Source organism: Fervidobacterium gondwanense DSM 13020 (genome assembly GCF_900143265.1).
GTDB classification, from domain to species: Bacteria; Thermotogota; Thermotogae; order Thermotogales; family Fervidobacteriaceae; genus Fervidobacterium; species Fervidobacterium gondwanense.
The window spans coordinates 67,775-81,493 of the sequence record NZ_FRDJ01000003.1 but is presented as its reverse complement, the minus strand read 5'-3'; the positions used below and the strand labels follow the sequence as shown (position 1 = coordinate 81,493).

The following is a 13,719-nucleotide window of genomic DNA, read 5'->3' as shown; positions in this document are numbered from 1 at the left end:
CGTTCACCAATTTCTTATCTTCACCTTTGGATTGTTCAACTTTATCTTACCTTCATCGCCACTCTTTACATATACAGTGACGTCTGCGGTTGTGCTGTTTATCTCTAACGACACATTTTCATACTGTTGCAATTTGTCCACATATATTTCTCCATTCAAGACAGCTGCGGAGATAGTTATATCACAACCATTTTTAATAATTATTTTATTTATCTCACAGGTTGCAGAAGATATTTCAAGGCTTTTTAGATTCATTACTCCTAACACACTAACCACTGCCGTTGAGATCTGCAGATGCTCAATATTCTTTGTCCCAAGTATAACAGAGTTTGTGATACCACTTATTCGTGTTATATCTTGAGATACACTGAGACTCGGGGTATATGAATCGGAATAGACTAACTTGTCATCGTCTGGTGAAAGAGTGATTTTGAGTGTCGCTGCTGATATCAACACTTTGGGCGTTAGAACTTCAACTCTTTCAACACTTCTTGACTCCGTGTATTCATTTATAACAAACTCATTCTGGGGTACCGCAATTACAAACAAGAAGACACCAAGCAAAGACAACGCAATTATTTCACGCAAGCGCAATGCCATTCGAATCACCTCCAATACGATTTCTGATGCTATTGTAACACCTTGTTCGAGAAGAAATATACATTTTTCGTAACAGGCAGAATTTTTGTCGTGAAGTTCTCAAAAAGTTGTGTGAAGTGATAGGAAAGTGTTATATAAAATAGATCAATAATACTCCACTTTCACGATCTTTCCACGCTTTTCGAGTATGTTGGAGATGTCGTGGATGAGCCTGAATTTGAGGGATATGTCGTGGGAGAATAGTGGGTTTTGGTGGGCAGGATTAATTGCCCTTCCAACGAGGAAGGTTATGACATCTGATTCTTCAAATAAATCTATAAGCTTCTGTGCACCAACACCAAGTGTTGAATCTTGATTTTCATAGTATCTGAAAACTTGTGAGAGGGTAATTATACCCTCTGTCACTAGATCTATTCCCTCCATGTATCCTATCGGTGGAGAATATTCAGATATGCTCGAAAAATCAATCTCCACGCTTTTGCCGAGCACTTTTTCAACTATCTGGCTCGTTGTTCCACCACAGACAACTTTCTTTCCCTCCGACTTGATGAGTTTCTCAACTACAAGTTCGTCGTACTCTTTCCTTTCTGGTGGTCCTACCATTATTGTTAAATTTCTTCTTTCCCTGACTCTTATCGCACAAGCTGTTGCATCATCACCTCTTGTCCCGGTGTCAAGTGCATCAGCTAAGTGCACGAGGTGGCTAACTATGCTTTTCAGATCAACTTTATTCAGAAGAAGATTGTTAAGTTCTTTGACAACGTTTTCAATACCAAAGCCAAATGGAAATCTTTTCGTCCCCATGCCTGCTTGAGTAATTCCATCTGTCATAAGGAAAATGATATCACCAGGTTTAGCTAAAAAGTTTGTCTCATATACTTTCCGGCCTTGAATTTCGTACTGGTACTTCTTAATTTCTATAGGCATGCCTTTACGATAAACTAATACTACAGGACAGTCGTATTCAAAGATATGAGTCTCTCCTGTGTGGTGATTAACTGAGCAAGTTGCGAGGGTTGCGTAACTTATTCCGCGTTCTTTACAAGTTGGTAGCGTCGAGATGATTGAATTGAACACTTCTGATATAGGAACTTCATTCAACACCATGGTAGTCGCCATGGAAGCAGTTAGAGTAGAAAGAATACTTGCTTTAATTCCACTTCCTAGCCCATCTGAGACGCTAATGACTGTCTTATCTTCGCTTTTCTTGTATTTAACCGTGTCTCCGCAGACTTCTTCACCACGCTTGTTCTTCTGTGCGTAATATATCTCACATGTCAACATTTTCGTCCCCCAAGAATCTCTTGAATTCTGAAAAGTGTGATTTCGTTTCAGCAATTGATTCACCTAATAGACTCGCTATATCCTGAGCTAATTTCATTTGGTCATTCAAGACTTCCTCAATCTTTTGTATAGTTTTCTTCCTCATTTCGTTCATCTTTTCTTTCTGAACCATCATCTCAGTCATATCTACGAGTAACACAACGGTACCACCGTTGTTTGGTAGGTCAAAGACTTTGGGATAAAGATATACTTTTCGAGATTTTACATAAAGTTCGTGTATTCTACTTGAATCAGCTTTGAATTTGCTGCATATATCTATTATCAATTCATTTGAATAGTCTGAGAAGAGGGACTTGGCAGAGTTATTTAGATAAAGCACATCTGAATCCTGATATATTATTATTGCATTCGGCGTCTCTTCGACTACGAGGTTGCTGAAAGAAGAGACTTTTTCAACAAGGTATTCAAAACACATCTCCTTTTCAGCCTTGCCAATGGCTACTGCCCTTGCTTTTTCTCTGCATGTTTCATAACCACATCCTGTACAATTAAGCTCTTTAACAGGATCAGTCTTTCCCATTTCTTCCAGTATTTTTGAGATAAGATGATCTGGCACGTTATATCTAACTTTCCTGTCTTTGAATGTCCTGTGAATCTGAAGGGGTATGCTATCCGTATCTATTCTTTTACCTTCAAGTTTATCAAGCTGCGAAATTATTTTTCTCATCCTTAATCTACGCTGTAAAATATTATCATCCTTTCTCATTGCAGGACCATTTATACAACCACCGACACAAGCAGATGCCTCAATCAACACTTTTTCCTCCAAAGACTGCAATGTATTCAAAAATTCAATAATGTTATTTATGCCCTCAAGTATGTAAGACTGACTATCATGCTTACCTTCGAAACTTGCTGAACGGATTATTCCTCCGGATTCTGGGTAGATTCTCGTTCTTCTCGGATACGGTGCATCGGGGAAAGTTTCCTTCAGTGTTGAAACTTTTTCTTTAAGTCCCTGTTTTTCAATTATTCCTTCGAGTTCCTCAAATGTTAGCACAACGTCGAATTTTCCATCAAGCTCCTCTTTTTTTGCGATACAAGGACTTATAAAAATTTTCGGAATAGAACCGAACATGTGATTAAGGAATTCGTAGTGCGCAAGAGCGGGTGATTTTAGTTCAAGAAGGTAATCTTTTAGTTCTGGGTAGTGCTTTTCAATAAGTGAAACAACAACAGGGCAGGATGTTGTTATCGCAGGTCCCGTTCTTTTCTGAAAAAGCTTTAAGTATTCATTTGTAACGTATTCAGCTCCTACTGCCGTTTCTGAAATATAAACTGCCCCTAAGGATCTCAATAAAGAAAGAATTTTAAGTGGTTCTTCAAAGTGTGCGTAAAATGACGGAGCAATCGAAAGTACAAAAGGTTTTCCAAAAAGCTGAATCATTTTGTCAGAATCTTTTCTGTATGTTTTCGCACTCTGAGGACAAGTAAGGACACATGTTCCGCAAAGAACACATTCCTCTTCTATAACAAGAGATTCATTGTTCTTAAAACTTATGGATTTTACTGGGCAATTTCTCAAGCATTTATAGCAGTACTGACAATTTGCTTTGTCAGAAAGTATATACTTACTTACAGTCAGTTGCATCATGAACACCTGCTCTTCTTATTATGCACTCAATAACGCTCTCCAGATTATTCTCTGAAACATTTGGGATAAGCTCTTCTCCAGCCTTTATGTTTATCCCTTCAGCACATCTTCCCATGCAAAGGGAACCTCTTAAATCAACTACATCCCCTAATCTGCTTTTAAGTGTTTCAACGATTCTGTAAGCACCTTTCAAATGACAAGAACTTCCAAGACATATTTGAACTATAATTCTTGAAGAGTTATCCTCTATCATGTCCCACACCTACCCTGTATGTTAATTACTCAGTGGAAATATTTTTCGTGATTTCTTTCACAATTAAATTCTACAGCTTCTCTTTCCTTGTGTCAAGGAGTACAAAGACTTCAAAAAAGCAAGTGCCCTTGCGGGCACTTGTTTATTTATGGCATTCTATTAATTTTTCGGATTTTATTCTTCAAATTCAATGAGTCCGTATTTTCCGTCCCTTTTGTAAATTAGGTTAATTTCACCGGTATCGACGTTTCTGAACACAAAGAACTGGTGGCCCATAACGTCCATTTGGGCAATTGCTTCTTCCAAGCTAACGTGAGCCAAGTAAATTCTTCTTACGTTTTCAATCTTATCTTCTTCGTCTTCTATTTCATACCTTGGTGCAAGTTCTTCAGCCATTGCTTCAATCGTGCCCTTCACATTTGATTTATGATACGATTTGTAAAGTTCTCGCTCTTTTCTAACAGCCTTGTCAAAACTGTCGCACGCGTTATCAATCACGCCGTAAATGTCATTCGCTTTTTCCTGCACCACAACATCTTTACCATTGATGTGGGTAAGCAATCTTAACGTATAATAGGGACCGTCCTTGTCAAACCTCGCCTCGATATTTGTACTTTCCTTGTTCCCAAGATATCCCAAAGCTCTCTTTACTTTGTCCAATCGCTCGTTTAAGTAGCTTTCAATAGCGTCTGATAACTCAAAACCGCGTGCAAATGTTCTGACTTCCATACAATCACCTCCGAGTGATTTGTTCGTTTAGCTCTGTCACAAGCTCCATCGTGTAGAATGACAAAGTGATGAGGAAATAAGACAAGGTTTTTCCGACGAACAATTCGCTTTCTTCCAAAACAAACTTCCTTGCCGTAAGTATAAGTGCAAAAATCAGAGCAGTAGTTATGAGAAATAAAAACGGGATAAAGTAAGCAAGAAATGCAAAAATTATTGTGAAAGTAAGATATAAATTTGAAAGTGCGTACAACTTATCATCTGTATTTCTAAACCACTTTGAAATTACAATTCCTACACCAACCACACCAATGAAGAATACGGTGTTAGCAATCCCGATAAACGCCCTGACGACAGGATGGTCGATGAAGAAAAATGCGTTTGAAATTATCGACATGATAAAACCAATCGAAAAAAGAACCGACGAAAAGACTATGAAATCTTTCGATGACTTTTCTTCAATAATGCTGTTTAGATAATCCTTTATCATCTATCAAAACCCCCTTCCAACAACAAGACCGAAGACTTCAGGTCCTACATGAGCCGATATTGCAGGACCAATTCTGGCTACCGAATGCACATTAAAACCTTGCAAAAGTTTGTCGAGGTAAGTCTTCATTTCTGAAACTCCATACCCACCCATCACGATTGGATTTGAAACTTTTCTCGCAAATTCCTCGGCCAACTGCTTCATCTTAGATATGCATCCCTCGTGTGTCCTTTCCATTCCGAGTGAAATTGTATATCCTTCTTCATCGGTTGAAAGAATTGGCTTTATTCTCAATAATTTACCGAGCAATGCTTTCGCTTTGCCAATCCTTCCTCCACGTTCGAGGTATTCTAAAGAAGAAACTGTGAAAACTAACAAACTGTCTCTGACAAACTCATCGGCAAGTTCTTGCGTGACCTTGACGCCATTTTCCGCCGCACCAATAACTCTGTACAACACGTACGTCGTTTTCACACTTCCACTTTTAGAATCTATCAGAGTGACATTTTTAAGCTTCTCATTTTCTATAATCGACTGAACAGTATCATATGTTCCGCTGAGTTTTTGTGATATTGTTACAACGTAAACTTCATCAAATTCCTTAGAGTATTTTGTAAGCTTTTCCTTAATCATTTCTTGTTTAGGCTGCGATGTTGTGACTTTAGCTCCACTAAGGCAATACTTGTAAAATTCTTCATCTGTTATCGTAACCTTGTCGATGTATTCTTTATCGTCAACGTATACTCTCAACGGTAAAACATCCGTAGGAACACCAAAATCAATATCTTTCTGAAAATCCACGGAACTATCAAAAATGTAAATTTTCTTCATATTTTCATCTCCCAAATACTACTCCCAAACACCAATCACCAATCCGAATCCTTCCGTTCCCACATGTGTCATAACCGCCGGTCCGATATCAAGAAATTGTGGTTTTAAATCATAGTTCTTAGCAATATCATATACATAATCTTTATACTCATCTCTTCCGACAGCTCCGTATATTACAAATGAACTACTGCCCAGATTTTTCTGTTTTTCAACAAACGCCTCAACGCGCTCTCTCAGTATCTCAGAAATCTTCTTAGAACTTACAGCCTTCTGTACCAGTTGCACTTCGCCACTTCGTGCAATTGTTAGAACTGGTTTGACGTGCATTATTTTTCCTATTAGAGACACGACTTTACCTATTCGACCACTCTTGTGTAATCTTGTTATGTCGAAAACAGATATTAGGAATAGCGATTCATCTCTATATGATATTATATCATCTTCTTCCAAAATTTTACCATTTGAAATATCCTTAATCATACGTTCTAAAACATAAGTGTTCTGAATACTTACCGTTTTCGAGTCGAAGACTATGATATTCTCGTATTTGTTCGCTATTGTGCACAGTAAATTGTACGTACCACTCAAAAGTGAAGATACTGAAAGGACATAAACTATATCATATTCCTTGTGTAGTTTTTCAAATAGTTCTTCTATATAGTCTATTCGCGGTAACGATGTCTCTACTTTCTTATCTTCTTTAATGCTTTCCAATATCTTTTGGGTAAGTCCGTCTGAATCTTGGAACTCTTCATCGTCTATAAACACTCTAACAGGAACTGTGTATATATCTACATCAGAAGAAAAATTCTTTCTCAATTTTGTCGTACTATCAATTACTATCGCACTTTTCAAATCTTTTCACCCCACCATATTCATTGCTCTTATCAGTCGCTAAGATTCTTGGAATTCGGTTTTCCCAGCAATTTTGTGAGGGTCGAAGTCTTCCGGTCTTCCTACGTCTTCTGTTAGTATGACTACATTGTCGTTGCCATCACAATGCATAAAACCGCCTATGACTTTGAAGGTTTCCTCTGCATTTTCTGTCTTTATTCTCACATCAGAAACTGCAAGCTTAGCAATAATGGGTGCCCTCTTGTCGAGAACACCCATTTCACCTTCGACTGTTTTGAATACTATTAACTTTGCATTACTGAATTCTACTATCTTGTACGGAGTAACTATTTTGATTTTCATATCTCAATTCACTCCCGACTGTTCGAAACTAATCAGATAACTGCTGCTTGCATGAGTTTTTTACCTTTCTCAACAGCTTCATCTATTGTACCGACCATGTAGAATGCCGCTTCTGGAAGGTCGTCGTGTCTTCCTTCAAGTATTTCTTTGAATCCTCTTATGGTTTCTTTGATTGGCACATATACACCAGGAATACCCGAGAATTTTTCAGCAACGTGAGTCGGTTGAGTAAGGAACCTTTGTATCTTACGAGCCCTTTGAACAATCAATTTGTCTTCTTCTGACAGTTCTTCCATACCAAGAATAGCAATGATGTCTTGCAAGTCCTTGTACCTTTGGAGTACCTCTTGGACACCTCTTGCAACTTCGTAGTGTTCTTTCCCAACTACGTTTGGATCGAGAATCTTAGACGTAGAGTCAAGTGGATCTACTGCTGGATACAGACCAAGAGCTGCAAGTTGCCTTGAAAGGACTATCGTTGCATCGAGGTGCGTAAATGTTGTTGCTGGTGCTGGGTCTGTGATGTCGTCTGCAGGAACGTAAATTGCCTGGACTGATGTTATTGACCCTTTCTTTGTTGATGTAATTCTTTCTTGGAGCTCACCCATATCTGTAGAAAGCGTTGGTTGATAACCGACTGCAGACGGCATCCTTCCAAGCAAAGCTGAAACTTCACTACCAGCCTGTACAAACCTGAAGATGTTATCTATGAACAACAAGACATCTCTACCTTCAACATCCCTGAAGTACTCAGCAATTGTAAGTGCAGTTAATGCTATCCTAAACCTTGCTCCAGGTGGTTCGTTCATCTGACCGAAAACCAATATTGTGTTGTCCAAAACTCCTGCTTCCATCATGTCCAAGTACAGGTCGTTACCTTCCCTTGTCCTTTCTCCAACACCTGCAAAAACTGAGAATCCGTGGTGTTCAATGGCAATGTTCCTTATCATTTCCATAACAAGAACTGTCTTACCAACTCCAGCACCGCCGAAGAATCCTATCTTACCACCCTTCGGGAATGGAGCGAGAAGGTCGATAGACTTTAGACCAGTTTCAAGTATTTCAATCTCAGTCTTTTGTTCGGGCATGGAAGGAGCGGGCCTGTGTATGGGCCAGTACTCAACGTTGCTTACCACTCCACGTTCATCTATCGGTTCGCCGATAACATTGAACATTCTACCAAGTACACCACGTCCCACTGGTGCCTTTATAGGTTCTCCAGTGTTTTCTACCTCAAGACCTCTAACAAGACCGTCGGTACTGTCCATTGCAACAGTTCTGACGGTATTGTCACCAATTAACTGCTCAACTTCAAGAATTAACTTTTTTCCTGTTTGTGGATTCTTTACTTCGAGTGCATCGTATATATCAGGCAATTCGCCTTCTTGGAATTTTACGTCAACAACAGGACCTATAATTCTTACAATCTTTCCAACTGATTTTTTGGACACGTATATCACGCTCCTTTTTGATTAGAAAACGTTACTCTTCTTTCAAAGCATCGGCACCCGTCACAATCTCTATGAGCTCTTGTGTAATCGATGCTTGTCTGACTTTGTTGTAATCTACTGTCAGCAGTCTTACAACTTCTTCCGCATTTTCAGTAGCATTTCTCATAGCATTTTGCCTTGCGTACAGTTCACTTATCTTCGTTTCAAAAGCAAGTGAGAACAAAACACTTGAGGCGTAAAACTCCAAAAGGTGCCTTTGGAAAGCTTCCTCAATGGGTTCGAATTCATACCTATCGCCTTTAGGCTGCCCTTCTTCCAATTTAATTGGTGTCAGTGTGTAAACATCAGGAAGCTGAGCGAGTTTACTCTTGAATTTTCCATACACTACCTTAACGTTCGCTACGTTGTTTGACAATACGTCGTTGATAACCGTTTTAGTGAAATCGAAAGTTGGTGTATCGTACTCATGCTCGTATATTCTAACTACTTTCGGATTATTTTTGAACACTGGTGTTATCTTTGCGCCAACCACATAGATAAAATCAAAATTCTCTTTCTTATCAAGAGTTTGCGCTCTCTTGACTATCTCTGTTGGAAACGAGCCACAAAGCCCCATATCTGTTCCAATTACGATAAGAGCACTTTTGCCATTACCTGTGACGAATGGGTGCTTCACATCAAAGTGAACTTGAGATACCATCCTGCTCGTTTCAGCAAGAAACTCTCTTGCCATTCGCAATCTTTTTTCAACCTTCTTTATTTGAGCGGTTGAAACCATTTCCATTGCTTTAGTGATTTTTTTCAGCGACTGGGTTGCTGTTATTTTTCTTTTGATCTGTAACAATTTACCTCGACTCATTTAACATCACTTCCCGTACATTTTTACGAACTCTTGCTTGTACTCCTTCACAACTGTGTGTAGTTTTTCTTCAGTTTCCTTTGTTATTTGCCTTTTAGTTCTGATTTCTTCTAATAAATCACTATATCGCTCCTTCATAAATTTCAGTAAACCGTCTTCAAAGGGTCTTACTGAAGATGCTGGAATATCATCTAAGTATCCGTTGACACCTGCAAAGAGTACAACCACCTGTTCTTCTACTTCCATTGGGCTGTGCTGCGGTTGTTTCATGAGTTCCATAAGTCTTTGGCCTCTTGTAATCTGTGCCTGAGTTGCTGGGTCCAATTCTGTTGCAAATTGTGCAAACGTTTCAAGTTCCCTGTACTGCGCCAAATCAAGCTTCAACGAACCTGCAACTTGTTTCATCGCCTTTATCTGTGCAGCACCACCGACACGAGACACCGAAAGACCTATGTTTACCGCAGGCCTTTGACCAGCGTAGAACAGACTCGGTTCAAGGTATATCTGACCGTCTGTTATTGATATAACGTTCGTTGGGATATACGCAGATATGTCATTTGCTTGAGTTTCAATTATCGGAAGTGCGGTTAAAGAACCGCCCCCGTAATTATCGTTTAGCCTTGCTGCGCGTTCCAAGAGCCTTGAGTGCAAGTAGAAAACGTCACCTGGATAAGCTTCCCTTCCTGGTGGTCTTCTGAGGAGCAACGATATCTGTCTGTACGCAACCGCATGTTTCGACAAGTCATCGTAAATAACGAGCGCGTCTCTGCCGGTGAACATGAAGTATTCACCCATTGCACAACCTGCATATGGTGCAAGATACTGGAGAGTGGCAGGATCAGATGAAGATGCAACAACCACTGTTGTGTAATCCATAGCGCCAGTTTGTTTGAGCTTTTCAACTATCCTTGCAACTGCGGATGCTTTTTGACCAATTGCAACGTATATACAATATACACCTTTGCCTTTTTGATTGATTATTGTATCAACTGCTATTGCCGTTTTTCCAGTCTGTCTATCACCGATTATCAGTTCCCTTTGTCCACGTCCAATTGGGATAAGTGAGTCGATGACTTTCAAACCTGTTTGCAGAGGGGTATCGACTGGTTTTCTGTATATAACACCAGGGGCTTTGAATTCGACAGGTCTTGTCTCCTTATATTCAATCGGTCCAAGACCATCAATTGGTTCTCCAAGTGGATTTACGACGCGGCCGAGGAGTCCTTCTCCAACAGGGACTTCCATGATTCTGTTCAGTCGTCTTACAGTATGTCCTTCCTTTATTTCTTTATAATCTCCGAGTATGATTATACCTACGTTGTCTTCTTCTAAATTGAATGCCAAACCACGCGTTCCAGTCTCAACGAACTCGACCATTTCGTTCGCCATGACGTTGTTGAGACCGTAGACTCTCGCAATTCCGTCTCCAACTTGTATTACCTTTCCAACATCTTCCAATCTTAACTCTTCTTGGTACTCGGCAATTTTACTTTCAAGTACCCTTACTATTTCGCCAGGGTTTAATCTCAAGGTATCACCCCTCTCTTCTTAACACATCACGGGCTAATTTTTCAAGTCTACCTTTAATACTTGCATCGTACCTCTTGCCGTAAAATTCGACAACTACACCAGCAATAATTCCTTCGTCGACTTTGACGCTGAAAACTGGTGTTTTAGAAGTATATTTTCTAACAAACTCAGTAAGCGCTGATTTTTCTTCATCATTCAAATCTGTCGCTGATATGACTTCAACAGGAACCAAACCGTTTTCTTCAAGTATCGCGTAATCAAACAAGGTTGCGATCTGCTTGATGTACTTCATCCTCTTATTTGATATGAGCAGATAAACAAACCTACCAAAAACTTCGTCTGGTTTGAATCCAAGCTCAGACATTATGTCGCATACTAACTGTGAACGTTTAACTGGCTTGATAGCTTGATTGTTCAAAAAAACCGAAAGCTCGTTATAGATGTTCACAAAAACATTCAATCTTTCTTTGTATTCATCTGTTTTTTGATTAATCTTGGAAACGTTATAAAGAGCAAGTGCGTATTTACTTGCTATAGATGAATACATCATTTTTCATGCTCCTTTATTATCTTCATAAGATACTCTCTCTTAGCTTTTTCATCAACAGCGTCTTTTAGTACTTTCAGAGCCAGGCTCACAGCAAGCTCTGTGGCCATTCCTTGTACCTGAGCAAGAACCTCTTGTTTTTGCCTCTCTATTTCTGCTTGAGCATTTGATATGATTTTCTCAGCTTCCTGCTGTGCCTTCAACTTTGCTTCTTCAACTATCCTTTCAGCTTCCCTTTCGGCGTTCGATATAATTTGCTCAGCCTTTTGTCTTACATCTTTTAGCTCTTTTTCAGCCTGAATTCTCATTTCATCAGCTTGTCTTCTCAATTTTTCAGCCTCTGCAAGTTCTCCTTCGACCTTTTCTCTTCGCTTATCCATCATAGAGAAAAAAGGTTTGTACAAAAGCTTGTTAAGTGCCCACAAAAGAAAGAGAAAACTCAACAGCTGAACAACAGCTGTCAAATTGATTTCAAAAAGATCCATACGGATCGCCTCACAATACGAAGAGTATCAAGAAAGCGATAACAAGAGAGTATATACCTGTTGTTTCAGCGATAGCGTCAGCAAGAATCATACGCGTTATGATGACGTTTGTGAGTTCAGGTTGTCTCGCAATAGCTTCCATTGCATGTCCACCAACGTGACCTTCACCGATACCAGGTCCAATAGCTCCGAGTCCCATTGCCAATCCTGCACCTATAGCTTTACCGGCAATGATAATAGCATTCGCAAGTTCCGTCATGTTTTCCATAGATACTCCCTCCTTAAAAGTTATAGATTTTGGAAAGCACTAACTGAATTACTCTATCTGTGATGCCATATAGGCAACGGCAAGTGTTGAGAACACAAACGCTTGAATCAATCCTGAGAAGATTCCAAAGTAACCCCATAAGAATGGCGGAAGGAACATGTACTTCAAAAAGTAGCTAACCACCAGAACAAGTATCCCACCACCTGTTATGTTACCAAACAAACGCATTGAATGAGAGAGAGGCTTTGCAAGTTCTCCAACGATATTCATTGGCAGCATGAACGCGATTGGCTCAAGAAATCCTTTTAACCAACCTTTTACCCCTTTTGTTTTTATTGCAAAGTACTGGCTCATTATGAAGACCATAACTGCATATGTAACGTTCGTATTCAAATCACCTGTAGGTGCAGGCCAAGTATCGTTAAAAAACACAAACTTAACACTGCGCGTTCCGTCAGCTAGGATTGAAACATTTGGTGATATTCCAGGAACAAAACCACCGATTAAGTTAGAAAGAGCAATATAGAGGAACAACGTCATAGAGATTTTGAATACAGTCCTTGCGTATTTCTCGTTTGGGATACTGCTTTGGACCATATCATACATGAATTCCAGCAACGATTCAGCAAAAGCCTGTTTTCTTCCAGGAATAATTGAAAACTCCTTATAAACTGATCTTGCGAAAGCAACTAAGATAGTTATTACAACCAGCGACATTATTACCGTAGCTGGGTTGATTCTGTAATACCAAACATTCTCTGGACCGAATTGCACAACCCACCTGTTTGTAACATTAGATAAAGCCTCTTTCGGAGATGCGGTCATCGTTCTTGCATTTATAATACCTATGACCGTGTAAACTATCAGAAAGACTATTAACTGTATTTTGGCTTTCTTGCTCATCTTCCGCTTAGTCATTTAAGCCACCTCCATGCAAAGAGAAATGCAACAATCTTAGCATTAAGCAATCCTACAAAGACTCCCAAAATCCCTTGAAGCGGACTACCAAAAGCAATTGCCGAAAACAAAAAGAGTGAAGTGTAAAGCAAATACCTTATAAAATAACCAAGCTCAAGAACAATTTTACCATCCGCCAGACTGACAATCCGCTTCTTACCCTTTAGCAATGAAAAAAGGCCCAAAACCATTCCTGCCGTACCTATCAAAATTCCAATAGCCACAACCTTGTATCCAAAAAGCATTGCGAAAGTGAATTCTGCAAAAGCAAAAAGGGTTATGTAGACTATCAATCTGAGCAAAAATAGATAACTATCATCTATCTTTGTCTTTATCAATTTTATCATATCCGCCCGCCTTCATGACAAACTTGATTCCGTTATAGACGCCTGATATTGTCCCAATAATTAAAAATGTTACGGTTAAGATCTTTTCCAAATTGAATAATCTGTCCAAAAAAGCACCAATCACATATCCAACTATGACATTTGAGATTATCGTAAATCCCAAAGTAGATATTAAATTCAGTTGTGCCAGTTCTTTACCAATATTTTGTTTTTCCGGATCTTTTTTCATATTTTATACCT

The 13,719-nt window shown here is 39.3% G+C and carries 18 protein-coding genes; all 18 read right to left on the bottom strand.

Annotated elements, in window-relative coordinates; all coding sequences use genetic code 11:
- Positions 1-3 precede the first annotated feature (3 nt).
- Positions 4-600 (bottom strand): hypothetical protein, encoded by a 597-nt coding sequence (locus tag BUA11_RS03670; RefSeq protein ID WP_072758494.1) that lies wholly within the window; start codon positions 598-600, stop codon positions 4-6.
- A gap of 144 nt (positions 601-744) precedes the next feature.
- A complete protein-coding gene (locus tag BUA11_RS03665; RefSeq protein ID WP_072758492.1) occupies positions 745-1,884 on the bottom strand; it encodes a PP2C family protein-serine/threonine phosphatase in 1,140 nt (379 codons plus the stop codon).
- Entirely contained in the window at positions 1,871-3,535 is a 1,665-nt protein-coding gene (locus BUA11_RS03660; protein ID WP_072758490.1) for a [Fe-Fe] hydrogenase large subunit C-terminal domain-containing protein, read from the bottom strand. The genes BUA11_RS03665 and BUA11_RS03660 overlap by 14 nt, the downstream gene beginning before the upstream one ends.
- Positions 3,516-3,791 carry an NAD(P)H-dependent oxidoreductase subunit E gene (locus tag BUA11_RS03655; protein ID WP_084634343.1) on the bottom strand — a complete coding sequence of 92 codons (276 nt, stop codon included), beginning with the start codon at positions 3,789-3,791 and terminating at the stop codon, positions 3,516-3,518. The genes BUA11_RS03660 and BUA11_RS03655 overlap by 20 nt, the downstream gene beginning before the upstream one ends.
- 174 nt (positions 3,792-3,965) lie before the next feature.
- The gene (locus BUA11_RS03650) at positions 3,966-4,520 is read right to left on the bottom strand and encodes a ribosome hibernation promotion factor (protein WP_072758488.1); all 555 of its coding nucleotides are present in this window, start codon (positions 4,518-4,520) and stop codon (positions 3,966-3,968) included.
- A gap of 4 nt (positions 4,521-4,524) precedes the next feature.
- Entirely contained in the window at positions 4,525-5,007 is a 483-nt protein-coding gene (locus BUA11_RS03645; RefSeq protein ID WP_072758486.1) for a hypothetical protein, read from the bottom strand.
- Between the two features lie 3 nt (positions 5,008-5,010).
- Positions 5,011-5,838, bottom strand: coding sequence for a DegV family protein (locus tag BUA11_RS03640; protein WP_072758483.1), 828 nt, complete (start codon positions 5,836-5,838; stop codon positions 5,011-5,013).
- An 18-nt stretch (positions 5,839-5,856) separates the two neighbouring features.
- Positions 5,857-6,693, bottom strand: coding sequence for a DegV family protein (locus BUA11_RS03635; protein WP_072758481.1), 837 nt, complete (start codon positions 6,691-6,693; stop codon positions 5,857-5,859).
- A gap of 39 nt (positions 6,694-6,732) precedes the next feature.
- Complete coding sequence (locus tag BUA11_RS03630; protein ID WP_072758479.1) at positions 6,733-7,035, bottom strand: F0F1 ATP synthase subunit epsilon; 303 nt, start codon at positions 7,033-7,035, stop codon at positions 6,733-6,735.
- A gap of 32 nt (positions 7,036-7,067) precedes the next feature.
- Positions 7,068-8,486 carry a F0F1 ATP synthase subunit beta gene (gene atpD / locus BUA11_RS03625; protein WP_072758477.1) on the bottom strand — a complete coding sequence of 473 codons (1,419 nt, stop codon included), beginning with the start codon at positions 8,484-8,486 and terminating at the stop codon, positions 7,068-7,070.
- Between the two features lie 31 nt (positions 8,487-8,517).
- Positions 8,518-9,345 carry an ATP synthase F1 subunit gamma gene (atpG, locus tag BUA11_RS03620; RefSeq protein ID WP_072758474.1) on the bottom strand — a complete coding sequence of 276 codons (828 nt, stop codon included), beginning with the start codon at positions 9,343-9,345 and terminating at the stop codon, positions 8,518-8,520.
- Between the two features lie 6 nt (positions 9,346-9,351).
- The gene (atpA, locus tag BUA11_RS03615; protein WP_072758472.1) at positions 9,352-10,875 is read right to left on the bottom strand and encodes a F0F1 ATP synthase subunit alpha; all 1,524 of its coding nucleotides are present in this window, start codon (positions 10,873-10,875) and stop codon (positions 9,352-9,354) included.
- Positions 10,876-10,879: 4 nt separating this feature from the next.
- Positions 10,880-11,425 carry a F0F1 ATP synthase subunit delta gene (locus BUA11_RS03610; RefSeq protein WP_072758470.1) on the bottom strand — a complete coding sequence of 182 codons (546 nt, stop codon included), beginning with the start codon at positions 11,423-11,425 and terminating at the stop codon, positions 10,880-10,882.
- Complete coding sequence (gene atpF / locus BUA11_RS03605; protein WP_072758468.1) at positions 11,422-11,907, bottom strand: F0F1 ATP synthase subunit B; 486 nt, start codon at positions 11,905-11,907, stop codon at positions 11,422-11,424. Before atpF ends, BUA11_RS03610 begins: the two co-directional genes overlap by 4 nt.
- A 10-nt stretch (positions 11,908-11,917) precedes the next feature.
- Complete coding sequence (locus tag BUA11_RS03600; RefSeq protein ID WP_072758466.1) at positions 11,918-12,175, bottom strand: F0F1 ATP synthase subunit C; 258 nt, start codon at positions 12,173-12,175, stop codon at positions 11,918-11,920.
- A 48-nt stretch (positions 12,176-12,223) separates the two neighbouring features.
- A complete protein-coding gene (gene atpB, locus BUA11_RS03595; RefSeq protein ID WP_143145263.1) occupies positions 12,224-13,093 on the bottom strand; it encodes a F0F1 ATP synthase subunit A in 870 nt (289 codons plus the stop codon).
- Entirely contained in the window at positions 13,090-13,479 is a 390-nt protein-coding gene (locus BUA11_RS03590; RefSeq protein ID WP_072758464.1) for a hypothetical protein, read from the bottom strand. Before BUA11_RS03590 ends, atpB begins: the two co-directional genes overlap by 4 nt.
- Complete coding sequence (locus BUA11_RS03585) at positions 13,448-13,708, bottom strand: AtpZ/AtpI family protein (RefSeq protein ID WP_072758462.1); 261 nt, start codon at positions 13,706-13,708, stop codon at positions 13,448-13,450. The genes BUA11_RS03590 and BUA11_RS03585 overlap by 32 nt, the downstream gene beginning before the upstream one ends.
- Between the last annotated feature and the right edge of the window lie 11 nt (positions 13,709-13,719).